Consider the following 26,642-nt stretch of genomic DNA (forward strand, 5'->3'; position numbering starts at 1 on the left):
CCCCACCTTGTTTTTCAAAGTGGGGCCTGTTTAACTTACAAAACAAGATGAAAGAAATTTACCATCTGGGACTGATGCGGAAGAGCGGTCTATTAATAATATATCATCTAAGATTTCCAAGATTAGAAAGTGGATGTCTTTTTATTTTAATCAAGGTACATGGGATGTGGTTGTCCCTGTTCCAAACGAGGGGAGGCAGGTTCTATATCAGGATGAAACGTGTAAAAACGATCATTTCTCATGTGAAAAGGATAGAAACTCAATGGACCTCTTCCCAATGGAGACTCAGTTTTTATGCACTCATTTCATTTATCGGAGGTTCCATTGGAGGTTATTTGGTTTCCCGCAGTATATACTCTGTATTAGGGTCATTAACCGGAGCCTTGATAATGGTTATCTTTAATATTTTTCAAGTGATAGTTACAAAGAAGAGAAACAGAACCAGGAAAGGAAGCGATGGAGTTGAGTGAAGTTATGGAGGCGGCCGTACTGACCGCGTTTGGCGGACCGGATGTTTTACATTTGCGCGAGGATGTTCCCGTGCCTGAAGTGCCGGCGGGGCAGGTGTTGGTACGCATGACCGCTGCATCCGTCAACAACACGGATATCTGGACCCGGGAAGGGGCTTACGGACTCCCCGGAAACCCCGATGCGAAAGCCGGGTGGCGCGGATCGGTAGAGTTTCCGCGGATCCAGGGCGCTGACATGGTCGGCCGCATCAGCCGTGTCGGGGAAGGGGTCGATGCCAGTCTTACAGGCAGGCGTGTGTTGGTCGATCCGGCTTTTTATGAGACAGCAAACGACGATGCCCACCCAATCGGGCTTTTAGGGAGCGAAAAAGACGGCGGATTTGCCGAATATGCTGTGGTGGACGCGGCGCAGGCCCATGATGTGAGCGATTCTCCCTTATCAGATGAACAATTGGCCTGCCTGCCCACAGCATACGGAACGGCTCTCGGCATGTTGGAGCGCGCCGGCGTCGGTCACGGAGAAACGGTCTTCGTCACCGGTGCCTCGGGCGGTGTAGGCTTAGCGTTAGTACAACTTGCCGCCGCGCGGAGTGCTTCCGTCATAGCCATGAGTAAATCGGCCAAAGCCGAAGAAGTCACCGCAGCCGGCGCCACCCACGTTATCGACCGTGATTCCGACAGTATCGCAGAAACTATATTGGATGCGGCCCCGGAAGGCCTGGACGTTATGGCTGATGTGGTCGGAGGAGAAACGTTAACCAGCATGTCACCGCTCCTCAAGGAAGGCGGCCGCTGGGTCATTGCGGGAGCCGTTGCCGGGCCCGTCGTATCTCTCGACCTGCGCCGGCTCTACCTGCACAATCGGAGATTAATCGGATCATCCATGCACACACCGGCCCATTTTCAGAAGCTGGTGGATGAAACGAACGCCGGCCGTATCAACCCCCGTGTGGCCGAAACGTTTCCGCTGAACAAGATTCATAAAGCGCAGCATTTCTTCAAACAACAACAGCATGTAGGCAAAGTTGTGATCCTGCCTTCAAGCAGGAATTAAGCAGGCGAATCGGCGGTTCCTGCCTGGATATCGGCGCTTTTTCCTATATATCGGCGGTAGGAGGTAATTTATCGGCGCTTTTGCTGCGGTTATCGGCGGCATGTTGATTTTTATCGGCGAAACCCGGAACACTATTCTATCTCCCAGTACACGGTGAAGTTTCCTTCCACCTCATTGCCTGTCACGACCAAGCGGTATTCGCCGTTATATGTCGCCTCAACAGCAGCTTTATCTTCTCCAATTCGGGGCATGGGAACAAGGTTGTTTTTCTCGTTCAATACGTGAAAACCGTGTCCGCCGCCGTTCGTGCTGGTGAAATCATGGGATATGGTGATCGTCTGCCCGGCTTCGGCATGAACGGGTATTTCGTGTTTTCCGTGAAAGTACTCAAAAGAAGCCGTATACGATGTACCATCTCGTGTGCCCGTCCACTGTTCTTTTTCAGTAAAATCGATTGGGATAAGAATGAGCAGAAAACACGGCACAAAGATGGCTAATCCGTATTTCAGCGGCGCTGCACGTCTCGAAATGGCGGTACCTGCGTAGAAGAGCAGCGCGCAGCCGGCGCCCACCGTCCCCGCCATCAGCATGTACATATTCCATCCTGCTGCGAGAAAACAGGCATACCCCGCAGCAATATAAAGCAGTCCTTTCACCAGACGACGCCGTATCCAAAAACACAGAGATGACCATCATGACGAAACCCGCGCCGGCTGCTTTTACTACGAGATATTCGAATCCACGCTTCATTCAGAAAGTCCCCTCTTTCCCGCCGAAACCTTTTAAAAACTTTCAATCGAGGTTCTGACAGATTCCATAATCTGCTGAAAAGCCTCGGCGGCTTTTTCTGCATTTCTTTCTTTCATCGCCTGCAACAGGGTTTCGTGATAAGGATAGCTCTGGTCAAAAATATCTTCCACGCCAAAGGGTTCGTTCCAGAATTCATGAAAGCTGTCGCCCACCGAATCGATGATACTTTTTAACAGCTCGTTATCCGCTGCTTCGTAAATGACTTGGTGGAATCCTTCGTCCGCAGCGTTTGCCTTCTCCCGTTCCCCATTCTGAATCGCTTCAACGTAGGCTTTCAAATAATCTTCCATTCGTTGTATTTCTGTTTCCTCTGCATGAAGAACGGCAAGATCTACTGCTTTTCCTTCGAGCGCTTTCCGTACTTCCAGAGCCTCAAGCAGAAATTGTTTTTTATTATCGGTTTCGATGGAGGTTTGAATGTGAAACGGCTTCATATCTTTCACAAAGGTGCCTTTGCCGTTCAACACGTGCAGAGCACCACGTGATTCCAATAGCTGCAGGGCTTCCCGGAGCGTGGAGCGTCCAATACCGAGGATATCCATTAATTCCGACACCGGCGGGAGCTTATCTCCCTTCTGCAGCTCGTTTCTTTTGATATAGTCTTTTATTTCTTTGGCGGCCATTTCAGAGAGCCGTTCTTTTTTCATCGTTTTCACCTTTATACACCCTCCTGTCTGGACACCTCCATTGTATCAAAGATTCTTGAAACAGATGACCTTGCATATAATTCTGAAAAATCTAACCTTTCATACAGCATGATAGTATGATAGGATAATTGCAATACATCATTAGAAAGTGTGTTGCGTTATGTTGCAGGTCGATAAGAAGATTTGTACCGATATCGATACCGAAAGCTATCATGGAGCGGCCTCCGTTCCGGTGTACCAGACCAGCCTTTTTACATTTCCGACATTCCGGGAGTTCACCGAGGCCCAGAAAAAAGAAAGAGAACAATATGTTTACACGCGCGGAGTTAACCCGACGGTGAACGTCTTGGAGCACAAACTGGCATCACTTGAGAGGGGGGAGCAGTGTAAGTGTTTTGGGTCCGGCATGGGGGCCATCAGCTCAATTTTTTTATCTCTTTTAAAAAGCGGCGATCATGTCATATTCATGAATCATATTTACGGCCCGACAAAAGAGCTGGCGGGCATGCTGGAGAAATTCGGGATTACTTCCGTTTTCATCGAAAATGATCCAAAGGAGCTCGAAGCCGCGATTCAGCCCGAGACAAAGTTGATTTATGCTGAAAGTCCCGGCACCATGCTGATGAAAGTACTGGACTTAAAAGAGACGGCCGCCATCGCCAAATGTCACAACATCACTTCTGTTATTGATAATACGTGGTCGACTCCCCTTTTTCAGAAACCGCTTACGTTCGGTTTTGATATAACCGTCCATTCGTTAACGAAATACATCGGCGGACACAGCGATCTGGTCGGCGGAGCTGTCATTGGGAAGGCCGAGATGATCGATCATATTTTCAAAGACGGCTTCCAATTAGGAGGTTCCGTGCTTTCGCCGCATGACGCCTACCTTGTGCTGCGGGGATTGAGAACGCTTCCGATTCGTCTGGAACAGCACGAAACGAATGCATCGCACATCGTAGATTATCTGCGCACGAAGCAAGCTGTCAAACAGGTATACCACCCCAGACTTTATACCGATTCCGCTCCCTTCCTGTCCGAGCAGATGCTTGGTTTCACAGGATTAATCAGCTTTGAACTGGAAGAAGGAGGGTTTGAGAATGTGTCCCGCTTTATTGACAGCCTCGACCTTTTCAAAATCGGGGTGAGCTGGGGAGGATTCGAAAGTCTGGTCACATCCCCGTTAAAAGATGATAATGCGGAGCAGTTGAAAGCCGGGGGCCTGCCTCCGGACTTGATCCGGTTATCGGTCGGTCTTGAAGACCACGAAATGCAGATTCAGGATCTGGAGCAAGCCTTCTCCACTATTTCTTAAAGGAGTGTTTCAAAATGAGTGAAGACAGTGTAAAACGCCCCTCCATCGTCATGGCTCTGATTCCCATCGTACTAACGGTTGCCATTTTCATCGCCGGAATCGGAGTGATGGAATACCCGGCCGAATTGATGCTTCTTTTTGCGGGAGTTGTGTTCGCCATTTTCGCTATGCTGAACGGAAACCGCTGGGATTCCATTATTGAGTTAATGGGAGAAAAAATAAAAAAAGCCCTGCCCGCCATCCTTATTTTATTCAGCATCGGGCTGCTCATTGGAACATGGTTTATTGCCGGTACGATTCCATTTTTTATTTATTACGGACTGGAAATGATTAATCCGAATTATCTCTACGTGCTCGCCTTTTTGGTAACAGCGATTGTTTCCACCTGCGTCGGCACGTCCTGGGGATCTGCCGGTACGATCGGGGTTGCCTTGATGAGCATTGCCCAGACGATGGATATCTCCCTGGCTGTTACCGCCGGGGCCGTGGTATCCGGCGCTTACTTCGGGGACAAATTGTCGCCATTATCCGATACGACGAATATGAGCTCTCTCGCCGCCGGAGCGAACATTTATGAACACATCAAACATATGTTATACACCGCCATTCCTTCATCTATCCTTGCTGTTATTGTGTTTTTCTTTGTTGGACTGAACATTGAAACCGACACAAGTCAGCTGTCAAGCATCCGGACGATGATCGACAGTATTGATCAGTTGTTTCAGCTTCATATTGTCCTGTTGATACCGGCCGTTATTGTGATCGCTGGTTCCATCATGAAAAAGTCTCCGTTAATTGTTCTATTTGCCTCATCGCTCTCTGCTATGATCCTTGCTCTGATTCTTCAGAATGTTTCATTCGGAAATGTCTTTGCTTCAGCTGTATCAGGCTTCAGTATTGACATGATCGCCGACTCCATCAGTGGATTGGGGGATGGAGTCGTAACGGAAGATATTCAATCCCTGCTCAGCGGAGGCGGCCTTTACTCTATGTACAATGCCACGTTCTTTGTATTCGTTGCCTTTTTCTTTGCTTCCGCCTTGGAGAAATCCCAGGCGCTGAATGTTATTCTGGAAAGGGTCATTGTGTATTTGAAAACAATCGGAAGCCTCACCTTTGCGTCTCTTTTAACCGGTTTTGCCGTAATTAACGGCACATCCAACGCGTTGGTGACTTATTTTCTCATACAGGATATTTACGGGAAAGCTTATCAGGAAAAGAACATGCACCCCGCGAACCTGTCCCGGAATATGGAAGACTCCGTTACAATCACTGAAGTATTGATGCCTTGGACGGTATCCGGTGTGTTTATGGCCACCACGCTGGGTGTGGGTAATTTTGAGTTCCTGCCGTGGGCAATCTTTAATCTTGGCGGCTTTGTATTCTCTGCGCTGTACGGTTTTCTCGCACCCTACACGAACGGCTTCGGTATTCGAAAGTTGGAAGAAAATCATAAAGATCATTCCGAATCGAAAATTTCATAATATTAACTTTCCATGTTAAATAAAGCGGTTCCCTGCTTCTTAAGGCAGGGACCGCTTTTCTTCTTTTCAATAAAACGGATAGCGTGGATGGGGATAGGCGTAGTAAGGCTCGTGATAAGGCAGGGACTGCGCGGGTTTGTTATTTTGCTGCATGGCACCCTGGACCTGCTGCTCGGCGCATTCATCGGTCGGGCCGATGATGATCGTCTCGCCCTGCAGCGGCGCAATCGCTTCTTCCCAGGTTTCCGGATCGACGCAGTACGTTTGCGCCATCACTTCCGCCGGCGTTTTCGTCAAAAGGTCGGAGTACAGAATGTATTCCGGGTACGGCGCGTCAAAAATGGCAAGCAGATGGGTGTTATTTTCCTCTGCAATGATCCAGTGCCACCAGCCCTGCGGAAGATTGCCCACTTCCCCCGGGGTGATCCGGAACGTGGTGACCTCATTGGTAAATGGATTAATGAGCGAAATCCGCGCGGCCCCGGATATACAGTAAACCACTTCCGACGCGTTCTGATGATAATGCGGCTCTACCACATGCGCATCGCTCAGGTAAATGTCGAGCAGCGACACATCCCCCAGCGTGTTTAAGTTATCCCGGCCCAGCCGGTTAATGTAATTCTGCGCGTTCCGCGTGAACAGGCGGTTCGTGTTCAGATTGAAAAAGTACTGCGGCTCCGCAGCGGGGTGTTCGGTATAAGGATCTCTCATCAAGTCAGCCCTCCTGTTTATTATCACCTTATGTGAAAAAGGAGGGAATGTGATACCCGCCTACCGCTGCGTGATTGATCTGTTTCTGGATTATGATATCATAAACGTAAAGAAATTCCATCGTATATCTGCACTTTTTCATGTGTTGTTTACTAAGGGAGGATACCGATGACCGTGCCCCTCCTCTTTTACAGATGAGCATCTTTACTGACTGCCACCTGGGATATCCATCATTGTTTTATCCCCGGCATCCTATTATCATAATATTCTGACTTAAATAAAAAAGGGAGATAACATCCCCCTTTTTTATTCCCTTACGGTTCAAGAATAATTTTGAGTGATTCCGTGCCTTTTTTCATTAAGTCAAAACCTTCCTGAAACTGTTCCAGCGGCATCCGGTGTGTGACGACGCCTTGTGTAGGCAGATCTCCATTTGATATACCTTTAATAACAGACGGGTAACAGTACGGTCCAAGGTGTGAACCTAATACATCCAGCTCTTTTCGATCGCTGATAATACTCCAGTCCACAGATACAGGCTCACTGAAGACACTGAATTCTACAAATCGCCCTAATTTACGAATCATATTCAAGCCTTGTTCTACGGATGCCGGCTGACCCGTTGCTTCAATATACGTATCACACCCATAGCCGCCGGTCATTTCCTTGATTTCTTTCACCACGTCCACTTCTTTTGGGTTCATTACGATATCTGCACCAAATTCTTTGGCCAGATTCAGTCTTGATTCCTGCAGATCCAGCACTACTAATGTCTCTGCGCCGGATTTCTTGGCAGCACCTACCATCCCAAGCCCGAGTGTTCCCGCCCCGGACAAAACGACAAAGTCCCCCAGTTGAATTTGAGCACGCTCTACAGCATGCATGCTGCAGGCATACGGTTCAATCAAGACAACGTCTTCAATCGGCATATCTTCAGGAACCTTGTAGTTAATGCCTTCTTTGGTGAATTTCATGTATTCCGCCATACCGCCGTTTACATTGTTTTGAAAACCGTATAAGTCATGTTTTTCGCACATCCAGTACTGTCCGCGTCCACAGAAACGGCAGTTCCAGCAGGGAACGATTTGTTCAGAAATAACCCGGTCTCCCACTTCATAACCTTCGACGTCCTCGCCCATTTCTACAATTCTTGCGATGAACTCATGGCCGGGAATGACTGGTGCTTTAATGTAAGGCGGCTGGGTTTCGTTCCCCCAAAAGCTGGGCGCTCCTTCGAATGCTTTAATATCTCCGGCACATATTCCACATGCTTCTACCTTTACGATAATTTCCTCACTGTTCTCAAGCTTCGGTGTCGACACTTCTTCAAATCGATAATCTCTTGGTCCATATGCAACAACAGCCTTCATTGTTTCTGGATATTTTGCTGTTTTCATTTGCTGTTCGTTCATCATTTTTGCCACATTACCCTCTCCTTTTACCAGATTGTATATCCACCATCAATCACAAACGTTGATTCCGTCACGAAACTAGAAGCATCCGATGCAAGATAAACAGCCAACCCCCCAATTCTTCCGGTTTGCCAAGTCGTTTCATTGGTACATAGTCCAGAACGTGAGCCAATTTCACCGAGCCCTCTGGCTCCATCAGTTACCAGAGCTGTCTTTTCCTCTAAATGGAAAAGATCATTTACACTCAAGTTTACACCCCTTTTCAAAGAAAGCGTTTGCAAAAAAATTTATATGTAAATAATACCACTTACTTTCGAATTGTCAATGACTTTTCTTATTTTTACTTTCGTTATTTTTTCTAAATTTTCGAACGTAAGTAAAACACTTTGCTAAAAACCGAATTTTCTTCTACTATTATTATTAGAATATAAGTAAAAAGGGTGTCTACATGGCTAAATTATTCGCTGCTGAACGACGACAGAAAATTACAGATTTTAACGTCTATGAAGTTGATTTATAATAGCTAATGGTGGCAAAAGCTTATAAGGTTGCAACCCTTACTGCCGTTTTGTCCGTTGAGACATGCGGTGATTTTTTAGATCGGGCAGATGCCCCCTGTACTTCCCATCTTTTTCATACTTGCGTTTAGCTTCTCCTGATTACAATAAACGTCGTTATGAATTATTGTATGTTACGTTTGACCGGCAGACGGCTGTCTCAAACTGTCTTATGAACGGTTTACCTTTACGTTTGCGGTATGTTTCCCCCGGTTTTTGGCCGCATGACGGGAATTGGTCAAGCGATAAAATAAAAACAGCTGGGAGTTCGCCGGCAGCCGCCTCGTTCCTCTGCCATACATGCCGTTTCCGGGCAGATACACGCCCAACGTTGTCGAATACATGCCAAATAAGCTCGAATACAAGCCGGAGCCCCTTGTACCAGCCAAACGAAAATGAAAGGATGGAAGGATGGGAAAATTGAAAAAAATCATTACGCTTTCTATTATAAGCATGGTAGTTATATTTGGTGGTATTTTTTCTTATATTACATTCAATCCCCCATTAGTTAAAGGATCTGTCGGTTCGATAAACAACTACAATGCCGTCCTCCTGGTAATCGGAAATAAAGGGTTCAGCGACGTACATATTGATGACGTGTCGGTCAATGGTGATGAAAAGCCATCAAAAGTAAAAATGCAGTTCAGTAACCCATCAAAGGGATTTATTGTAACTGACACATTTAATCAAGAGGCGGAAGACTTTAATCTGCACGATATAGAGAATGTGGCAATCAAGACGAATACTTCCCCTGTTAAGCAGCGGGAAAAAGCAGATAATGATACAGCTGCAACAGATGATAAAAGGTATGGAATTAGTGTTGTTCATGACAATCAGATCGAAAACGTAACGATTACATACAGTTATTTAGGAATACCCCTAGAAAAAACGGTGAAGTTGGATCAGTGATACCTGCTTTCGTTTCATAGGAATGGCATGGTACAACGGCACCTCCATAGAAAGGATGGATACGATGCATGAAACAGAATGGGATATACAGGAAGTGAAGCGTTTAAAAAAGAAGGAGTTAGTCCAGCACAATCTCGTGATGCTGTCGTTATTCGTATTGATTATTTTTTATGTTTACAATGCAGGATCAGCTTCTGTTCTTCTTGGGGTATGCTGCGTGCTTTTTTGGCTCACAGCAGTTCCACCCCTGTACACACTTAAGACAGGAAAGCCAATCGGTACAAAGACAAGCCGGTTCGTCCAGGCTTTTGACAAATACCACAAGGGTGAAAAGCGTTGGAAGCGGAGAACTATGATGGGGGCTGGCTTCATCATTATGATCAGCGTGGTTTTCACCGTGCTTTTTTTTGTTTGGGATGTTGACTCTGTAAGATTAGACTCTCCTATCGATGTTATCCCATTTATCGGAGGTTGGGTAGGTTTTAATGCAGGGCAGATTATAAGATTAAATAAGCTGTGAGGACTGGACGTGTTGTCCCGTCCTCTTTTTCTATCATTGATGTTCCGGCTTTTCTGAAATACCTGCCGTTTCCTGGCAGATACACGCCAAACGTTGTCGAATACATGCCAAATAAGCTCGAGTACAAGCCGAAGCCCCTGGTACCTGCCAAACTGGCGCATTTACATGCCGAATCAACCCCAATACATGCCAAACCCGGCCCTTTACGAGCGAAAAAGGGCACATCAAAAAACCGGAGCGCACTCAGTCTGCTGAGGTATGGGTTCAAGTTCTACGAATGGATTTCCTTATTGATATCATATACGTATGCCTGTTATATATTTGCTTACCGATCCGGGTCCTGGGGATCAGCGGCTGCAGGACGATCATGGTTTAAAGGAACCGGTGGTCTTAAAAAGGACCCTCTTATGGACTGGGCGGAAAATGGGATAAAGGGCCACAAATAAGGAAGATTTATTGACTTTAGGTGCAGAAGCGTTAGCATCCATAATGTGACCCCACCAACGTAACCTATTTGATTAAAAGCAGCAGTTAAAAGTAAAAGGACAAGTCGGAATAGTCTGTTCGCCAGACTTAATTCATAAGTCGGTGTTGCGAACGTGCCGATAGCGACAATAGAAATGTACAAAATGACTTCATTGGTGAGAAGTCCGACAGAAACAGCAATCTGCCCAATAACTACTGCCGCAACAAGGCCGAGTGCTGTCCCCATATTACTGGGAGTATGTATTGTTGCCATTCTAAGCATATCAATACCTACTTCAACAAAAAGAATCTGTAACAGCAGGGGAATGGAAGTTGGGTCTTTAACACCGATGAAACTTAATGCCTCGGGAGCTAAATCTAGATTATCGGCAAATAAAAACCAAAGCGGCAGCAAAAAAATGGCCATCCATACTGCCAAAAACCGTACATATCGAAAATAGGTTCCGACTACCGGTCTTTGCCGGTACTCTTCCATATGCTGCAAGTGATGCCAGAAAGTGATGGGTGTAATCAGCATACTCGGGGATCCATCAACCATGATCATGATGTGTCCTTCATACAAATACGCCGCAGCAGTATCAGGTCGTTCGGTGTAACGTACGGTAGGATACGGATTCCAATGACGACCACATATGAATTCTTCCACGGTTTTTTCTCCCATTGGCAGACCGTCTGTATCAATCTTATTTAAAGATTTTTTAACTTGTTTCACTATATCCGGATCAGCAATATCTTTAATATAGGATATGCAGATATCCGTTTGTGAACGTCTTCCTACTGACATATAGTTCATCCGAAGCGAAGGGTCTCTCACTCGGCGTCTTGTAAGTGCCGTATTGAAAACAATGGTTTCTACAAAACCGTCACGCGGCCCCCGGGTTACTCGCTCCAGGTCTGGTTCTGCAGGCGATCGGACGGGATAAGTTCGGGCATCAATAATAATGATCTTGTCAATGCCTTCTACAACAAGCGCAGAAGCACCGCTCAGTACCCAGAATACCGCTTTATCAAGATCATCTACTGTGTCTAATTCAATGTAGGGAAGATGGGTTTTCATCAGTTGTGACAAAGGATCCGGTTCCAGCTGTTCCGGTTCCAGTCTTGAAAGCAATTTCATCAGATAATGCATGATTTCATCTTTGGCAAAACCGTCAATCAAGAATAAGCCCATGTCTTTGCCGGCGTAATGCAAATCAAGATGAATGGCATCGAAACTTTCTTCAACACCCAGCTCTTCTTTCAAGTAGCCAATATTATCTTCAAAATTTCCATATACTGGTTCGTTTGATTGTTTATAACCCACCTTATTCACCTCTAACGGAAATCCTCATGTCGTTGATTTGAAAGTAATTTCGAAAATAATTTCAATTTATTTATGCTGATAGTATCTTCGTTAGATAGGTGAATTATTCATACCGGGGTCTCTGCAATACATGCCGTTTCCGGGCAGATACACGCCAAACGTTGTCGAATACATGCCAAATAAGCTCGAATACAAGCCGAAGCCCCTGGTACCAGCCAAACTGGCGCATTTACATGCCCAATCAACCCCAATACCTCATAGAACCCCCATTTTATTTTATCTAGACCCCTTATCCGTTACGACCCAGGCAGAGCCTCTATTATTTGCCTTTTTTCAGCTCTTCATCCTATTACCTATACAAAGTTATTTCGATTTACATACCGTATATTCAGGAGGTGAAATTTTTGGAGAAATTTATCGCGAAGTTAAGAGGGGAAAACGAAGTACCACCAGTAAAGACGGATGCTTTTGGAATAGCTGAATTTATCGCTAATAAGGATTGTACAAAAATTAAATTTGAACTGGAAGTCAACAATATCAGAAATTTCATTCAAGCGCATATTCACTTTGGAGCCCGCGATGAAAATGGGCCCGTTCTCGCCTTCCTCTTTGGGGCTGACCTAGCGACTTTAGAAGATCAAAATGGGATAACCACCCGCCGAGGAATAGTTACGGGAGTTATTACAGATAAGGATATCGTTCCTAATGACGCAGGTGTAAGAAATGTCCATGACTTACTAACACTGATGCGAAAAGAATTGACGTATGTAAATGCTCATACCGAACAAAATCCTGGTGGTGAAATCAGAGGGCAAATTAAACCCCTTCATAAAAGACGCTAGTGTCTATTGTGCCTGTCTGTTCCCCACGTCTTAATGGGTGACAGAAGGTCCGCAATATGGCCCTAAGGGTAAAAGGGACGCGATATTCAATAAACGCGTCCTTTTGCGGAAAATTAAAATCTTTAAAATATAAATCCTGACAGAATAAGCCTGACCAAGTATCCAGAAAAAATAAGTCTAATGGATTGCCTTTTTTTATTTATAGTCATGAAAGCCGCAGTCAGACAAGGGATCGACAGTTCTCATACATACCAGCTCATACAAAAGTATATAGAGCCCAACACACCGGAAAAAGCAGAAAGAGGATCTGTCGATCAAGAAACGTTCAACCGGATTTACGAAGCTTTAAACGAGCAGAGCTGCTCCCTGCAGGAAGTCATTAACACACCGTTCGACACCATTTACTTCGTCAAAACCAGCGAGGAGCATTTCTTCGTCGAAGTTGGAGAAAGTGTGACGCTGATTGATGAGAACGATGTGAAAGACGAATGGAAACAATGGATGGAGCGCTTATAACAAATACGGACTCACTCTATTACATGATGTCATTTTTTCTGGTCAAAATCATAATAAACGAGGATGACTCCCGTTATGATCTGAACAATACTTAATACATAGGGAAACCACCCTATACTGCTGTTCAGCACCGTGACAAACTTTCCGGGCGGAGTAGAATACCCTGGAATGTCAGTGATGCTGATTGCAATGGCGATATGCATCAGTCCTAATAAGATTGTACCCGATAATATGAAAAAGACTCCCGTGAATAAAAATTTACTGATTTTCATAGAATCTCCTTCTTTCAAAACATTCATTTTCAGCGGTAGAAATCTCTCACCAGTTCATCCATCACCCTGTTCGTGCGCAGAGCTGTTTCTCCGGTGCTCGGTGCCGTCGTTCCTTTTCCGGTCAGCTCTTCAACGACCGCCTGGATGAGGTAGCGCTGGATCGGGTTCGGCTGTTCTATGATATAGTTTTTGGTTTCGGTCCCGGTAATCAGCGTTACCGGTTTTTCGTCAAAGGAGGAGAAGACGATTTCTCCTTTTGTACCGACGATCCGGTTCACGTCCTCTTTTTTGTAGGAGGAAAAATTCCAGATGCCGGTGCCGGCCGCCCCGTTTTCAAAAAGAAATGTGCCGCTCACGGTATCTTCGACCGGATAGGCGCCGGCCTGGTTGCGGGCGAATCCGGTGACATCGCGAATCGGCCCGAGCAGATAATCGAACAAATCGAGCGTGTGTGAGGCAAGGTCGAAAAACAGGCCGCCTCCGCTCACCTCCGGCTGCAGGCGCCACGGCCATTCCCCGTTCTCGTCTTTGTCGGCAAGCGGCTGGGTATGCTGCATCGTGACAAAACGGACATCGCCGATAGCGCCGGCATCCAGCAGCTCTTTTACTTTAAGAAAACGCGGGAGCGTGCGCCGGTAGTACGCGACATAGAGCGGCACTTTCTTTTCAGCGCAGAACGCTGTCATTTCTTCACATTCCCGGGTGGTTCGCGCCATTGGCTTTTCCACGTAGACCGGTTTCCCCGCCTCCGCTGCCATGATCGTGTATTCTTTATGAAAAGCCGGCGGTGTGGCGATATATACCGCGTTCACGTTGTCATCCTGAATCAGATCCTCCGCCTTGTCATACCACACCGGCACACCGTGGCGCTCCGCGTAATCCCGCGCGAGATCTCCGTTTCTCCGCATGACCACCGTCAGCGAGCTGTCTTTTACCATGTTAAAAGCCGGGCCGCTTTTCACCTCTGTCACATCTCCGCATCCGATAATGCCCCAGCGCACTTCTTTCATAGGACTCTCTCTCCTTTTCTGTTTACTCTTCGTTTATGATATCACAACAGTTAGGAAATTCCAGTTTTGCTATTTTAATTTATCAGCGGTCTCATATAAAAGCCCCCTCCTTTTACCCAAGAAGGGGGCATTGTAGTGTTACAATAACGTAAATTGATATCCTTTGTTTCTTATTTCATCAATCAGCTGTGGAAGGACGGCCTGCGTTTGTTCCAGTTCATGCAGCAGGATAATGGAGCCGTCCCTGACATGGTTCACGACGTTGGAAACAATCGTGTCCGGATCTTTTTTGTGCATCCAGTCGTACGAAGAAATCTCCCACATGACAGGGGTGAGATCCATCTCTTCCAGAATTTCCAGCGTAGCCTCATCATACTGGCCGAACGGCGGCCTGAAAAAAGATACGCTGCTATCCGTTACGTCTTTTACGGTATCCACGCTGTTCTCGATCTGCTTACGCTGCCCGGCTTTGGGCAGTCCGTTTAGATTTTTATGAGTGTGGGTGTGGGAGCCGATTTGATGACCTTCCCCGATCACCCGCTTCCAGGGTCTTTCGTTATATAACAACCTCGTCTGCCAGAAAAAGGCCGCTGGAACGTTTTTTGCCTGCAGCACGTCCAATATGGCTTCGAGGTGGCGGCCCGGTCCGTCGTCGAATGTAAGAACCACTTCATTATCCGTGGATCGGACCTGGCCGATATTTTTCATCCATCTTCCATCCTGGAGATCGTACATGACCTCGTTGTTTACTACTCACGGACAAGGCATCGTTTCCACCTCCCTTACTCATAGTATACAAAACTATCTATGGATGATAAAGACAGAGGCCTCCTTCAGACGATCAGTGAGCCGCGGAATCCTCTGGCTCCGTAGTAGGATTCGGCTCCGCTGTGATACAGGAAAACGTGTCCGTAGCGGCGGTCACAGAACAAGGCGCCGCCGCGTTCCCTGATATCCGCGGGCGTTTGTATCCAGCTTGATGTCTTCTTATCAAATTCCCCCAGCTGCTGCAGCGCGCGGTACTCCTCTTCTGTCAAAAGGTCGATACCCATGGCAGCTGCCATATCCGCCGCGCTGTTTTCCGGCTTGTGTTTTTTTCTGGATTCCAGGGCTTTTCGGTCGTAACAGACACTTCTGCGGCCTTTCGGACTTTCCGCCGCGCAGTCTACAAACAGATAACCGCCCTTTTCTTGATCATACCCGATCACATCCGGTTCGCCGCCCGTCAGCTCCATCTGACGAAGCGATTCCCATTTTGCCGGATCCTCCTGAACCCTTTCCTCAATCTTTTTCCATTTCAGCCCTTCATGCCGGTGCATATTTTGTTCAAATCGATCTCGCAGCACGTCAAGCAGTTCTTCCCGCGACAGCTCCTGATTATTATCTTCCTTTGTCATCATTGTTCCTCCCTTTCTATCTGATGCTTCTTCGTATAGCCATGTTATAATAAGCATACACTATACCCACTATCTCTGTAAGGTCGGGAGAGCTTTGTTTGAAAACTAATAATATATTGTTAAGAATAGGGATTGTCCTCGTTGCAGGTATACTCATCTGGAATTTTATTAACATTATCAGCGACCTCAATCGTTTGTTCACCCTCCGATTTTTCGCTTTTATACTACTTCCAAGTGCTATTGGCGCCATTGTGTTAGGGTTTATTTATCCGAGTCACAATTGGAGTGCTAATTGAACATTTCCGCTGAAAAATTCAAAACCACGGCTTTTACCATCCAATGGATAATAGAATATGTCCTGTTATTATCACAACGCCCTGAGGCGGTACGCTACCGCGGTTATCTCAAAAAAAAAAAAGGGAATGTAAAAAAGGAATGTAAGGGTTGAAACTAGAAATAGTTGAGAGACGTACATATTATGAAACGGAGGAATAACATTGAGCAAATTCGGATTGCACAACAAGTTTACTGTGGTGGAAGGAGAACGTGATACGTTGGCGGATCTGCTGCTGGAAGCTTCAAAGGAAATGGATAAACTGGAAGAGTGCGAGTTATATGTTGTCAGTTTAGCTGATGATCACGATGACGTCCTTTATGTTTATGAAGTCTGGTCCAGCGAAGATGCTCATCAGGCTTCGTTATCGATGGAAGCAAATCAGACATTAATTAAAAAAGCCCGGCCGCTCCTGGCCGGGGTCGAGAAAATGGGCACTTTCCTTCCTATAGGAGGAAAAGGGATCTCAAGTGCACCAGATAACAGCTGATGAAAATATCAGCGGTTCTGTTTCATTTATCGGCGGTTGCGCCGTAGATATCGGCGGTTCGTCCCTTTTTATCGGCGTCCCGCTGATGCGAGCAGCTCGTGCAGGACGGCGGCGTCGCGGAGAAACTGCGCGGGGTCGTCGTCCTGGACGAATTCGAGCATGGCATAACGGGGTCCGCTGCCCGGCAGGTGCTGAAAGTAGGCGTCCCACTCGTTCCGCCCTTCCTCCAGCGGATAGCGGGACGTGCCGCGCCAGAAGAAGACGTGGACGTGCTGGATCCATGGCTTCACCGTTTCAATCGAGGCGAGCCTTTCTTCCAGGGACAGCCCCACAGCCGGCTGCCAGTAGAGCAGAACGTTCGGATGATCGATCTCTTCCATCAGCCGACAGGCGCTGTCCGCGGTATCGGTTAGGGTGCCGCCGTGGTACTCGAGGTGGACCCCGATGTGCTGCAGGGCGGCGAGGTCAGCTGTCTCCCTGATATCCCGGACAACGGCCTGCCGCTCCTCCGCTTCCATCTCTTCGGATCCTTTTTTTCCTGCCCAGATTCGTATCGAAGGAGCCCCCAGTGCGGCGGCTGTATCCAGAACGTCCTTAAACGGCGTCTCATGTTCTATACCTGCTTTGTAGTAAGATCCGTAGGAGGAAACCTCCAGTCCGGCTTCCTTCGTGTGCTGCGCGGTGCGGGCGGCCGCCGTGGTGTCGCCCGGCGGCACGTGCACATCGCCTCCCCATTCGATGCTGTGAAGTCCAGCTTCTGCCGCCAGCTCTATAATCTCATCCGTCGTTTTCTCCCGGAACGTTACCGAACACATTCCTGTTTTCCACATCACCTTCACTCCTTCAGCTTTGATGTCAGACGGGCTTCTGTTTGTCCGGCATACGTAATCATTGCTGTTCCGCCGGAAGGACCGTTCATTTCCGGTATGTCAGCGGGCATACGACTGCCGGCATACACGGCGGTGCCGTACCAGACCGGGCCGTTCTCTCCGGAGAGCCGTGACACGGCGGCGGGGAGTACGGCCGGCGAGGCAAACAGCAGGTTCGTATTCGGATCGGTCCTGCCTGTTTCAAGATGCCGCCCTCCGCTTATGTCCGCGACGACACTGATGCCAGCGGGCAGTTCTACGGACAGCACGCGGTCGTTTGGTTTTTCTATGTTGGGCTGGATGTCGGGCAACGGCGTTCGCCCATCCTGATCAACCGGCACGGAAAAGCCGCCTTCTCTCGCATCCAGCGGCCGCCGGGCATGAATCCGGTGCACCCGGACATGCCACGGCCATGCCGGCAGCAGCCATGTTTCGACGTCCACATCGCGCCACGGCCGCCAGTGCGAATACAACACGCCGTCTTCCCATTCGGTCACCTCGGTCCGCCGGCGTCCCCGGTAATAGCCGTCTTCCTCACTGAGCGCAAGCATCGAATCAAACGCGCCCTGCGCGGATCCGAACACCCCTTTTGGCACATGAAACCCAAACCGGGTCGAATAGGCGAATTTCGCGTACTTACTGTCATTGTGGGCGTGTTCGGTCGTGGAGTACTGCCCGGAGACAAGACTGGATACGTGGCTTCCTTCTCTCATGATCGTCATGCGGGGCGTGGAGAGTTTTTTCACACGTTCGAGTTCCGGCATCGGTTTTTCCGGCGTCTGCCAGAATGCATGGTCTTCCGGCAGAGCAAGCACGAGAAAGGTTTTCAGCGCCCAGTACGGCGAGCCGGGGGAATTATAACCTTCGGCCATGATCAAGTTCGGATACGTGTACCCGATCGTGAGCAGTCCGTCTCCGGAGAAAATCGGCTGCTTCATCCACCAGCGCATATGTCTCATAATGAGCCCTTTGGCTACCCCGACATCGACTTCCGGTACTTCCGCGTACACACAGGCACTCCAGAACGACACCTGCGCAAAACGGTACGTCAGGCTGCGTCCGAACGGCAGCGCCGAGCCGTCATTCGAAAACCAATAAATAAAATCATTGGCAAAACGCGCTGCACGCTTTTTATACCGTTCCGCCCGCTCCGGGTCCTTGTCTTTCTGCAGCGCCGCATACAACAAACCGTAAAAGTGGAAACCGAAGGAAATGTAATAATCCCACTGCTCGACGGGACCGTCCGCGTACCAGCCGTCCCCTTGATAATACGATTCGATCAAATCAAAGGATTCCTGCTGTTTCTCTTCGTTCACCGGCAGTCCGACGGTGTCAAACCCTGTATTCACGAGAATCCGGAAAAACTGCCAGTTGTTCTCGACCACATCGAACTGATTAATCTGGTCAAGCCACTGATACAGGTTATGGCGTTCGGTTTCGGTAAGAGGTGCCCACAGTTTTTCCGGGATCATGGCAAGAGCCAGCCCGAACGCGGCCATTTCCACCATGCGCTGATCAATGCCGTGCACCCATCCCCAGAATTCAGGATGCTCCGGGTTCGTTCCGTTGCGGATACCTTCCAGATGGCGCTCCCAGCGGCTGTTCATATCCCCGCCCGCAGCTGCCGGAACGAGACCCCAGAGCACACGGGAGAACGCTTCCATCTCCGCGATATTCGAACCGAAATGAGCGCCTGTATTTCCAAGCCGGAGTCTTGCTTTCCCTTTGCTGAAATAAGGATCCAGCGGCCTCAGCATGTCTTCGAGCAGATGCACCATATCCTTGCGGGACTCCAGTCGACTTTCTTTCATTTTCTTCACCTCACCTGTCTTTGCGATATTGTTTCGGGGAGACCCCGCTGAATTTCCTGAATAACTTGGCAAAATAGCTCGTATTGTCGTATCCGATGGATAACGCAACCTCGTCCACGGTGTGATTGGTATATAAAAGATCGTGCGCCGCCTGCTCCATCTTTTTCTTCGTGGTGTATTCCACAAAGGTTTCGCCGGTTTCCTGCTTAAACATGCGGCTGAAGTGGCTGGGGTTCAGATGAAGATAGTTGGCAGCACCCTCCATCGTAATTTTCTGATCGAGGTGGGTGTCTACATACTTTTTCGCTTCCCAGATTTCCCGACGGTCCGAACTTTCCCGGAGGTGGGCGGCAAGATCTATTTTCCGCTGCACATAAGCCTGGAGGTACGTCTTTAATTCTCCGATATGACGCAGCGCATGGATTTCACTGTACAGAATCGATGATGGTCTGTCACTGTAGTGCTGCAGCGACTGATACTTTAATTCAATATCGATGAGAATCTTATGAATCCAGCTTTTTACCTGTTCCGGGTGATAGATTTCCCCGGTGATACGAGCCATCCACGATTGTATCCAGGCTTCTGCTGCTTGTTTATCTTCTTCCGCGATGATTTTTTTAAGATCATACAAAGCCGTCGTATAATGCGTGAAAATATCGTCTCTGCCTGCCCTCAAACTCAGCTGATCCGGTGTACATACATCTGGTTCGCTGATATAGAACCATCCTTCCTGATTCCCCGTCAGCTCCTGCAGCGCAATCCGCAACGTTTCCCAACTGCTGCTCTGTTTCCCTATCATGAAAACAAGAGAGTCTCCAGTCTCCCGTTGAACCTGTCTTTGTATGTTGGTCAGCTCCATGGATGCATGATCTGTCGTCATGCTGCGGTCCACAGGGATAAACCAGTACATCTCATCAGGCGACCCGATGACGTAGTCCCCCCGCTCCCATTTGTTAAAAACAGAGGAACTGACTGATTCCACCACGGCTTCCGTCCCGTCCTGCCGACGGTCAAGAAACCGTCCGAACACCGGCACATAACCGGATCTTTCAAAAGAAAGAGACAGGACATCCAGTCGTTCTTCTGTGCCATCGATAAACGAATGCATCCACTCTTTTTTCAATGGCTTTCTCGAATACTCCACCAACGATTCCAGTTGGTCGATATGGTTCCGGCCGGCCTTCTGCTCCTCCACTTTCTTCTTCATCTGCTGCACGGCTTCCAGCAGCGTGCCCGGTTCGAGTGTTTCTTTTAAAATATAATCTTCCACGTACAGCCTTAAGGCTTTTCTTGCATACTCAAAGTCGTCGTGACACGTAATAATCAGGGATGCCGTGTCAGGGTTCACAGCGCTCAGCTTTTCAATTAATTCCAGGCCGTCCATCCCGGGCATACTGATATCGGTGATAATCATGTCGGGCATTTCTTCGCGTGCCGCCGCCCATGCTTCATGGCCTGTCTCGCATTTCGCCGTCACCTGCAGTCCGTGATCCTCCCATGGGATACATTGATACATGAACTCAAGCATCTGGTAATTGTCTTCTGCCAGCAGGACCTTCATCATCCACCATCCCCCTTTGTTCCCGCGGAAACCGCATCGATATCGTCGTACCTTCATACAGCCGGCTGTCCAGATCCATATAAAAATCATCCCCGTATGTCAGTTTCATACGATCGTACACGTTTTTCAGGCCGATGCCGAACATGCTGTTTTTTTGATTCATATAATCACGCACGATATCCTCTTTGTTCACAAACAGAGCTCTTTTTATCCCTTCCAGCTTTTCCGGTTCCAACCCCTTTCCGTTATCGTTCACTTCGATACAGAGCATCGTTCCTTCCGTCCACGCCTGCATCAGAATATGGCCCGGCGCGGCTGACAGACCGTGGTAGCACGCATTCTCAATCACAGGCTGCAAAATAAACTGCGGAACGTTCTGCCCGGCGGCTTCTTCTTCGAGTTGCTGCTCCAGCTCAACAGGGTGCTTTCTCATCGCATTGATCAGCTTTACGTATTCTTCCAGCTGACTGGACTCTTCTTCCAGCGTCACCCATTCCGACCCGCGGTAAATGGCTCGCAGCAGAGTGCTGAGCGAGGTGATTAATTTCGCGTTTTCGGTATTGCCTTCCTGCAGCATCTTAATCCGGATCGTGTTTAATATATTAAAGAGAAAATGAGGCTGGATTTTGGACTGCAGCACTTCCATTTCCGCTTTCCGCTTCATCGCCTGCTCTACTTCCGTCTGGTGAATGGTCTCCTGAATGCGGTCCAGCATATGATCAAAGGATGTCGACAGCCTGCCGATTTCGTCATTTCTAGAAAGGCCTGTCCGCGTATCCAGGTGTCCCTGCTCCACTTTTTCCGCTGTGTATACCAACTGTTGAATCGGCCGGAAAAAACGGTGAATGACAAAGATCATAATCATGATAAATAAAAGGAAAGCTCCGGCCTGTATAAAGAAATTCTGCTGATACGCACGGTCCAGGCTGCTTGCCGCCTGCTGGTACGGAACATAGCTGACAAGACTCCAGTCACGCTGCTCCAGCCCGCGCTTGACCAGCACATGTTCTTCCCCGTTTTCAAACGAGGTGATGAACGTCTCCGTCCCTTCATCGACGGTATCTCCATAAGGAAATTCTTGGCCGGGGGCATACTCTTCGTTTCCATACAACACGTTGCCTTCCCTGTCTAAGAGAAGGTTCCGGCGTCCTACTTCTTCATCGGTTAATAACACCCGGTCGAGCTCTGTGCGGCTGATGCCGGCGAATAAATGAGCAACTGTTTCTCCGTTATAGTCCGTCATCCGGCGCGCAAGCAGAATCGGGGAGTTCACAGACTGTTCTGGAAATTCCCCGTCAGCAAGCAGAGCAGCCGGACCGATCCAATACACTTCATACGAGGACAATGATTCCATCTTTTCCGTTATCTCATCATAGACAGGCCGGTCTTCGATAAATGCCGGACTCCAGCGGGTTCCTGACATCACCTGTTGATTTCCGGCGCTGACAATGGAAAGCGAGATATTCTGGTTTCGCGATATCGAGCTGAGCCGGTTATTAATCTCAAGAATCTGCCTCGCTCCAAGTTCCTCATGACGAAGGCTTGAGATCAGCGGTTGGATGTCATTGTTGAAGGTGGCGTCATTCATTGTCTGAATGACATTGTCTATCAAGTTGGAAACATTCGCCTCTGTGAGTTCCGACGCATTTTCTTCACTTTGAATGAGGCGTTCCCTTAAAATGTTGGAACTTGCAATGTTTAAGTTAAGCACACTGAAAAGCATTGGAAGCAGCATGCAGATGACAACCCATATAAATATTTTCTGCTTAAAAGAAAATCTCCTGCTGAACCATCGCACGAACTTCTTCATACCCATACCCCTCTATTTTCTCAAGAGAATGAAAACGTTACCTCCATTTTACCTGTTTCCCGAGGTTCATGGATATATAATTTCAACAGAGTGTACGGTTCTTTCCTTCCGAAATGATTCATGAAATAGTCGCGGGTGATGCGGGACGTCATCTGCTCCGGGTCATAGTGGATAACCATGTCATCTGTCGTGATGGCCCCCTTGGTTTCTTCCCGAAAAGACAGATCTCCCATAATAAATTGCCCCATCAGACTGGAAGGCCGCTCTCGCAGCTCATACGTATCCACAACGTCCAGAACAGGATGCTCTCCTTTCTTCCAGATGAACTGCCGGTGAAACGACGTCAATCCGGAAATAGAATACGCTTTTTTTAACTCCAGGCCATAGACAAGCTGCGCACCGTCTGATGTTATGATGGTCTCCTCCGCTTTTCTGTCCCTTCCTTCCACCTGACACTTTCCATTTATGACGGGCAGTGAATGGCCGAGGGCGTGATTCGTGATGAATTCGTACCGTTTTTCATCGAAATACCCTTTCTGGTATAACCCGGATCCAAGATCCTTCAGCATCATTCGGCCGTTCCTGCTTACGATCATATGACCGATATCATTGTGGTTATGAGGTTCATCATTATGTCCTCCTTTTGCCGCAAAGGCATAATGATTATCTCCGGAGCGGTACCGGGAGACCACCCACTGCGAGGAGGATAAAAAGTAGTCTCCTTCCTTCCATTCTTCTCCCTCCAGTTTTTCATCGGTCCAGATCCATTCGCGGATAAACGGCGCCCACCTTGCACAGTGATCCGCTGCATAGGGAGGTCTTAATGACGATACCGGAACGGTGACATCCGGAAATCGGTGATGCAGGTAATGACTGAGCCCTATGTGGACATACTGCCCGGGCACACAGTCTGAAAAATTCGCAACGATATGATGGTAAAGAAAAACCTTCTCCTGAAAACGCGAAATCTGGTGTACCTTTTCATCCTGCAGCAGGTCGATTCGTCCGTTTGTTTTCGCGCCCAGAAGATCAGCAAAATAAACAAAGAAGCCAAAGCCGTACTGCCAATACTGGTACCCTTCCCGGCACACCCCGTCTTCTTCAAAACCATTCAGAAAGTAATCCATCGTCCGCCGATTCCGCTCCAATATGGCAGTCAGAACGCCGTCATCTTCCAGCAGGTGCATCGCAGCCGCGCCTACGGAACCGGCACAGACAGCCGCCCAATTGTGGTCCACTGTTTCCCAGTGAAACGATTGCTGTAAAAAGGGCTGAAGCACACGTTCCTGTACATTTTCGTATATTTTTGATTGGATCCGGGGCTCCAGGTCATGCTGTACGATGCTTCTCAGCTCACTTAAAGCGAAAGCTGTCTCCGCCGCGAATAGATCAATCGTGTGCACATCGTTATTCTTTATATGGGCGGGCAGGCACCATGTATTCTCCTCGCAGACTGCTTCTATTTCGCGGTGCAGGGCGTCTTTATACCGCTTCTCTCCCGGATGAATCAATGTCATGACAGCAAACGTATTCAGCCTGTGTCTTTTCTGGAAATAAACCGCTTCATACTCTTTTCGGGACCCTGTCTCTTCGAATAAACGAAACAAAGCATCGGTTAACCGGGGCGTCTCTTGATGGATGAGCTTTTCCGCTTCTTCTTTCACTTCGGACACGAGCTGTTGATAAGCTGGATGGAAGGGACGCTCTTTCCACCAGCTGCTGTCTACAGCTTTGGCCGGAAGAAGCTGTGCTCCTTTTTTTGAAGATAACAGCATGAGTTCACACCCCTTCCTGGAACGAGGAAAGATCAGGACCATACGGCCCTAATCTTTTCTTCATTATTCAGCGTTGTTATCAATGATTTCCTGCACCGTTTCATCTGCATTCTGTATCGTTGTTTCCAGGTCCTGTTCACCAAGCAGGAAGGCGTCTGTTTCACTCATATAAGCATCTTCCACTTCTCCGATAAAGGTCGGAGGAATGTTGAGCGGGGATGCTTCGGATGCTTCCAGCACGTCAATGAGGGATTCTTTATTCACCATGTCCGGAGCGGCACTTCCCTCTACCAGATTATCAACGACCTGCTGGAGTTCCGCATCCTGGTAGGATGGCAGGTATCTTCCCTGTTCCTGGATGCCTTCTGTCGTGTACCAGCGGATAAACTCAAAGGCTTCGTCTTTATTCTGTGAGCCGGAATAGACAGAAAGGAAGTCGGCTCCGGCAGGCGTTGTGATCGGATCCTCTTCCGCGGCTTTCGGATACGGAGCAAAGGCAACTTCAAACGGTGCCGGACTGCCGTCAATTCCTCCTGATTCACTGATCATCCAGCTTCCTGTCATGATGGTAGCGGCAGATTGGTTAAAGAACTGGTCGCGGTAGTTGAGCTCCTGGGATATCGTTTCGTCATAAGGCACCGCTGATTCTTCTTCATGCCCGCGCTGCCGGATTTCGAGCGACTGCCGCATAATATCGCTGTCAATATTGGAGGTGACGCCGTCATCTTTTACCAGATTACTGTTCTCCATCTGGTTGAATGCCGCGAGTTTCACATAATCCACCCACGTATGAAAATACGTGCCATACATCTTGTCGGGGCCTTCCCCTTCCGACAATTCCGCGGCATAATCCATGAATTCATCCCAGGTCCATTCGGTTGGTATGTCCAGATCATTTTCTTCCAGTTTATCCTGGTTCATCATGACAAAGTTCATGTTATATTTTCCCGGCAGCGCATAATAATTGTCATCTACGGACGTATTAACCCGGTATTCCTCATCGTAATTGAACCCTGCTTCTTCGATGTAATCATTCAACGGTTCAAACATACCCTGGCTGACCCGCTGCGCATAATTGGAAGCATCGTTGACCATAATGACATCAAGCTGATCACCGGATGCCGCGGCCAGGTCAATCTGCTGCATCGTTTCATTCGCGTCATTGTTTTCCGGTGTGACCGACTCTACGTTAATATTTGGATGATCCTCTTCAAAGGAAGCGATGACTTCGTTCCAGTTATCCTGATCCTCGTTATACCAGTGATGCAGCCGGATGGTGACTTCATCTCCGGATGACCCGTCATCCGACGTATCACTGCTTTCGGACTCCTCCGCTCCGGAACAAGCTGCCAGCGCCGATAAAAGCAGAATTCCCGACAGCGTAATCCATGATTTTTTCATCATAAAACCCTCCTTGTATTTAATGAAAAAGTTACCCTTTGACTCCCCCGCGCGCAATGCCTTCGATGACATATTTCTGACCTATAATAAATATGATGATCAGCGGCAGAATGGCAGAGACAGATCCTGCCATGATCAAACTGTACAGTTCCCCGCTGCTCGTTGAAAATTTCTCAATCGCCAGCTGAATCGTCGACAGAGATTCTGAACGAAGAAAGATAAGCGGTCCCTGATAATCGTTCCATGTCCAGATAAACCGGAGAATGGCGTAGGTGGAAATGGCCGGTGTCATCATCGGAACGACAATTTTGTAAAAGATCGTGAAATGGGATGCTCCGTCCATCTTGGCAGCGTCGATATAATCGTCATTAATGCTCGCAAAAAACTGCCGGAGCAGAAAAGTTCCGAGAACACTGAAACTGTTCAGGAGCACTAAGCCGGTATGGGTGTCAAACAAGTTAAGAAACCGGTACATAATAAACTGCGGAACAAGAATGGCCTGGGCGGGAATGAGAAATGTAGCAAGGACGATGAGAAACAGCGCATTCCTCCCCTTAAAACGAATCTTGGAAAACCCGTAGGCCGCCAGCGCGGAAACGGTTACAGAAAGAAGCGTGGTCAGTACTGTTACTTTAATGGAGTTCCAGTAATAAAGAATAAAAGGCTGCTCCCCGAACCATACTCTGGCATAATTATCCCACTGCCAGTCAGAAGGAATCCACTCGATGGGATACGAAAATACATTGGCCTCCGCCTTTAAAGAGGCCGAAAGCATCCAGATAAAAGGCATCAAAAAGAGAAGTCCTATCGCAAACATAATGACGGTAATGATGACTTTCTTCGTGTTCCATGCTCGTATGCGGCGCATCGCTTATC

The 26,642-nt window shown here is 48.1% G+C and carries 24 protein-coding genes and 1 pseudogene; 8 read left to right on the forward strand and 17 right to left on the reverse strand.

Translation table 11 applies throughout. The annotated features are described in order from the left end of the window. Positions 1–462: 462 nt before the first annotated feature. On the forward strand, positions 463–1,524 hold the full coding sequence (locus ACW9JV_RS14745; protein ID WP_457335753.1) for a zinc-binding dehydrogenase: 1,062 nt from the start codon (positions 463–465) through the stop codon (positions 1,522–1,524). Between the two features lie 131 nt (positions 1,525–1,655). On the opposite strand, the gene ACW9JV_RS14750 is transcribed toward ACW9JV_RS14745, so the two are convergent. Both ACW9JV_RS14750 and ACW9JV_RS14755 read right to left on the reverse strand, forming a co-directional pair. Beyond that, positions 1,656–2,180: a hypothetical protein gene (locus tag ACW9JV_RS14750; protein ID WP_457335755.1), complete on the reverse strand. Its 525-nt coding sequence runs from the start codon at positions 2,178–2,180 to the stop codon at positions 1,656–1,658. Positions 2,181–2,306: 126 nt separating this feature from the next. Then, complete coding sequence (locus ACW9JV_RS14755) at positions 2,307–2,981, reverse strand: FadR/GntR family transcriptional regulator (protein ID WP_457336076.1); 675 nt, start codon at positions 2,979–2,981, stop codon at positions 2,307–2,309. Between the two features lie 160 nt (positions 2,982–3,141). On the opposite strand from ACW9JV_RS14755, the gene ACW9JV_RS14760 reads away from it, so the two are divergent. Beyond that, positions 3,142–4,296: a trans-sulfuration enzyme family protein gene (locus ACW9JV_RS14760; RefSeq protein ID WP_457335757.1), complete on the forward strand. Its 1,155-nt coding sequence runs from the start codon at positions 3,142–3,144 to the stop codon at positions 4,294–4,296. 14 nt (positions 4,297–4,310) lie between these two features. Beyond that, on the forward strand, positions 4,311–5,780 hold the full coding sequence (nhaC, locus tag ACW9JV_RS14765; RefSeq protein ID WP_457335759.1) for a Na+/H+ antiporter NhaC: 1,470 nt from the start codon (positions 4,311–4,313) through the stop codon (positions 5,778–5,780). Positions 5,781–5,846: 66 nt separating this feature from the next. Here nhaC and ACW9JV_RS14770 read toward each other — a convergent pair whose 3' ends face one another. The 3 genes and pseudogenes from ACW9JV_RS14770 to ACW9JV_RS14780 form a co-directional block, all read right to left on the reverse strand. Next, positions 5,847–6,491, reverse strand: a complete 645-nt coding sequence (locus tag ACW9JV_RS14770; RefSeq protein WP_457335761.1) for a cupin domain-containing protein — start codon at positions 6,489–6,491, stop codon at positions 5,847–5,849. A 314-nt stretch (positions 6,492–6,805) separates the two neighbouring features. Continuing rightward, a complete protein-coding gene (locus tag ACW9JV_RS14775) occupies positions 6,806–7,888 on the reverse strand; it encodes an MDR/zinc-dependent alcohol dehydrogenase-like family protein (protein WP_457336078.1) in 1,083 nt (360 codons plus the stop codon). A gap of 41 nt (positions 7,889–7,929) precedes the next feature. Continuing rightward, positions 7,930–8,051: pseudogene (locus tag ACW9JV_RS14780) on the reverse strand (SDR family oxidoreductase); the annotation flags it as partial. A gap of 820 nt (positions 8,052–8,871) precedes the next feature. On the opposite strand from ACW9JV_RS14780, the gene ACW9JV_RS14785 reads away from it, so the two are divergent. Then, complete coding sequence (locus ACW9JV_RS14785; RefSeq protein WP_457335763.1) at positions 8,872–9,369, forward strand: hypothetical protein; 498 nt, start codon at positions 8,872–8,874, stop codon at positions 9,367–9,369. 64 nt (positions 9,370–9,433) lie between these two features. Next, positions 9,434–9,889 (forward strand): hypothetical protein, encoded by a 456-nt coding sequence (locus ACW9JV_RS14790; RefSeq protein ID WP_457335765.1) that lies wholly within the window; start codon positions 9,434–9,436, stop codon positions 9,887–9,889. A gap of 325 nt (positions 9,890–10,214) precedes the next feature. Here the strand turns inward: ACW9JV_RS14790 and ACW9JV_RS14795 are convergent, their stop codons facing one another. Next, positions 10,215–11,678: a spore germination protein gene (locus ACW9JV_RS14795; protein ID WP_457335767.1), complete on the reverse strand. Its 1,464-nt coding sequence runs from the start codon at positions 11,676–11,678 to the stop codon at positions 10,215–10,217. Between the two features lie 395 nt (positions 11,679–12,073). Here ACW9JV_RS14795 and ACW9JV_RS14800 point away from each other — a divergent pair, with 395 nt between their 5' ends. Further along, entirely contained in the window at positions 12,074–12,520 is a 447-nt protein-coding gene (locus ACW9JV_RS14800; RefSeq protein WP_457335769.1) for a CHRD domain-containing protein, read from the forward strand. Between the two features lie 180 nt (positions 12,521–12,700). Further along, positions 12,701–13,036: a hypothetical protein gene (locus tag ACW9JV_RS14805; RefSeq protein ID WP_457335771.1), complete on the forward strand. Its 336-nt coding sequence runs from the start codon at positions 12,701–12,703 to the stop codon at positions 13,034–13,036. 29 nt (positions 13,037–13,065) lie between these two features. Here ACW9JV_RS14805 and ACW9JV_RS14810 read toward each other — a convergent pair whose 3' ends face one another. The 4 genes from ACW9JV_RS14810 to ACW9JV_RS14825 all read right to left on the reverse strand — a co-directional run bounded on the left by ACW9JV_RS14810 (position 13,066) and on the right by ACW9JV_RS14825 (position 15,715). Beyond that, positions 13,066–13,308, reverse strand: a complete 243-nt coding sequence (locus ACW9JV_RS14810; RefSeq protein ID WP_457335773.1) for a hypothetical protein — start codon at positions 13,306–13,308, stop codon at positions 13,066–13,068. Between the two features lie 29 nt (positions 13,309–13,337). Then, positions 13,338–14,318, reverse strand: a complete 981-nt coding sequence (locus tag ACW9JV_RS14815) for a Gfo/Idh/MocA family protein (protein ID WP_457335775.1) — start codon at positions 14,316–14,318, stop codon at positions 13,338–13,340. 138 nt (positions 14,319–14,456) lie between these two features. After that, the gene (locus ACW9JV_RS14820; RefSeq protein ID WP_457335776.1) at positions 14,457–15,026 is read right to left on the reverse strand and encodes a polysaccharide deacetylase family protein; all 570 of its coding nucleotides are present in this window, start codon (positions 15,024–15,026) and stop codon (positions 14,457–14,459) included. Between the two features lie 125 nt (positions 15,027–15,151). Then, the gene (locus tag ACW9JV_RS14825) at positions 15,152–15,715 is read right to left on the reverse strand and encodes a DUF4256 domain-containing protein (protein ID WP_457335778.1); all 564 of its coding nucleotides are present in this window, start codon (positions 15,713–15,715) and stop codon (positions 15,152–15,154) included. A gap of 497 nt (positions 15,716–16,212) precedes the next feature. On the opposite strand from ACW9JV_RS14825, the gene ACW9JV_RS14830 reads away from it, so the two are divergent. Next, on the forward strand, positions 16,213–16,539 hold the full coding sequence (locus ACW9JV_RS14830; RefSeq protein WP_457335780.1) for a putative quinol monooxygenase: 327 nt from the start codon (positions 16,213–16,215) through the stop codon (positions 16,537–16,539). A 68-nt stretch (positions 16,540–16,607) separates the two neighbouring features. Here ACW9JV_RS14830 and ACW9JV_RS14835 read toward each other — a convergent pair whose 3' ends face one another. The 7 genes from ACW9JV_RS14835 to ACW9JV_RS14865 all read right to left on the reverse strand — a co-directional run bounded on the left by ACW9JV_RS14835 (position 16,608) and on the right by ACW9JV_RS14865 (position 26,634). Further along, positions 16,608–17,369 carry a sugar phosphate isomerase/epimerase family protein gene (locus tag ACW9JV_RS14835; protein WP_457335782.1) on the reverse strand — a complete coding sequence of 254 codons (762 nt, stop codon included), beginning with the start codon at positions 17,367–17,369 and terminating at the stop codon, positions 16,608–16,610. Positions 17,370–17,374: 5 nt separating this feature from the next. Beyond that, positions 17,375–19,219, reverse strand: coding sequence for a DUF2264 domain-containing protein (locus ACW9JV_RS14840; protein WP_457335784.1), 1,845 nt, complete (start codon positions 19,217–19,219; stop codon positions 17,375–17,377). 10 nt (positions 19,220–19,229) lie between these two features. After that, entirely contained in the window at positions 19,230–20,783 is a 1,554-nt protein-coding gene (locus tag ACW9JV_RS14845) for a response regulator transcription factor (protein WP_457335786.1), read from the reverse strand. Next, positions 20,740–22,590 (reverse strand): cache domain-containing sensor histidine kinase, encoded by a 1,851-nt coding sequence (locus ACW9JV_RS14850; RefSeq protein ID WP_457335788.1) that lies wholly within the window; start codon positions 22,588–22,590, stop codon positions 20,740–20,742. Before ACW9JV_RS14850 ends, ACW9JV_RS14845 begins: the two co-directional genes overlap by 44 nt. A 20-nt stretch (positions 22,591–22,610) precedes the next feature. Then, the gene (locus tag ACW9JV_RS14855; RefSeq protein WP_457335790.1) at positions 22,611–24,365 is read right to left on the reverse strand and encodes a hypothetical protein; all 1,755 of its coding nucleotides are present in this window, start codon (positions 24,363–24,365) and stop codon (positions 22,611–22,613) included. Between the two features lie 63 nt (positions 24,366–24,428). Next, on the reverse strand, positions 24,429–25,766 hold the full coding sequence (locus ACW9JV_RS14860; RefSeq protein ID WP_457335792.1) for an ABC transporter substrate-binding protein: 1,338 nt from the start codon (positions 25,764–25,766) through the stop codon (positions 24,429–24,431). Positions 25,767–25,797: 31 nt separating this feature from the next. Further along, positions 25,798–26,634: a carbohydrate ABC transporter permease gene (locus tag ACW9JV_RS14865; RefSeq protein ID WP_457335794.1), complete on the reverse strand. Its 837-nt coding sequence runs from the start codon at positions 26,632–26,634 to the stop codon at positions 25,798–25,800. Positions 26,635–26,642: the final 8 nt, after the last annotated feature.

It is taken from the genome of Salibacterium sp. K-3 (assembly GCF_054052005.1).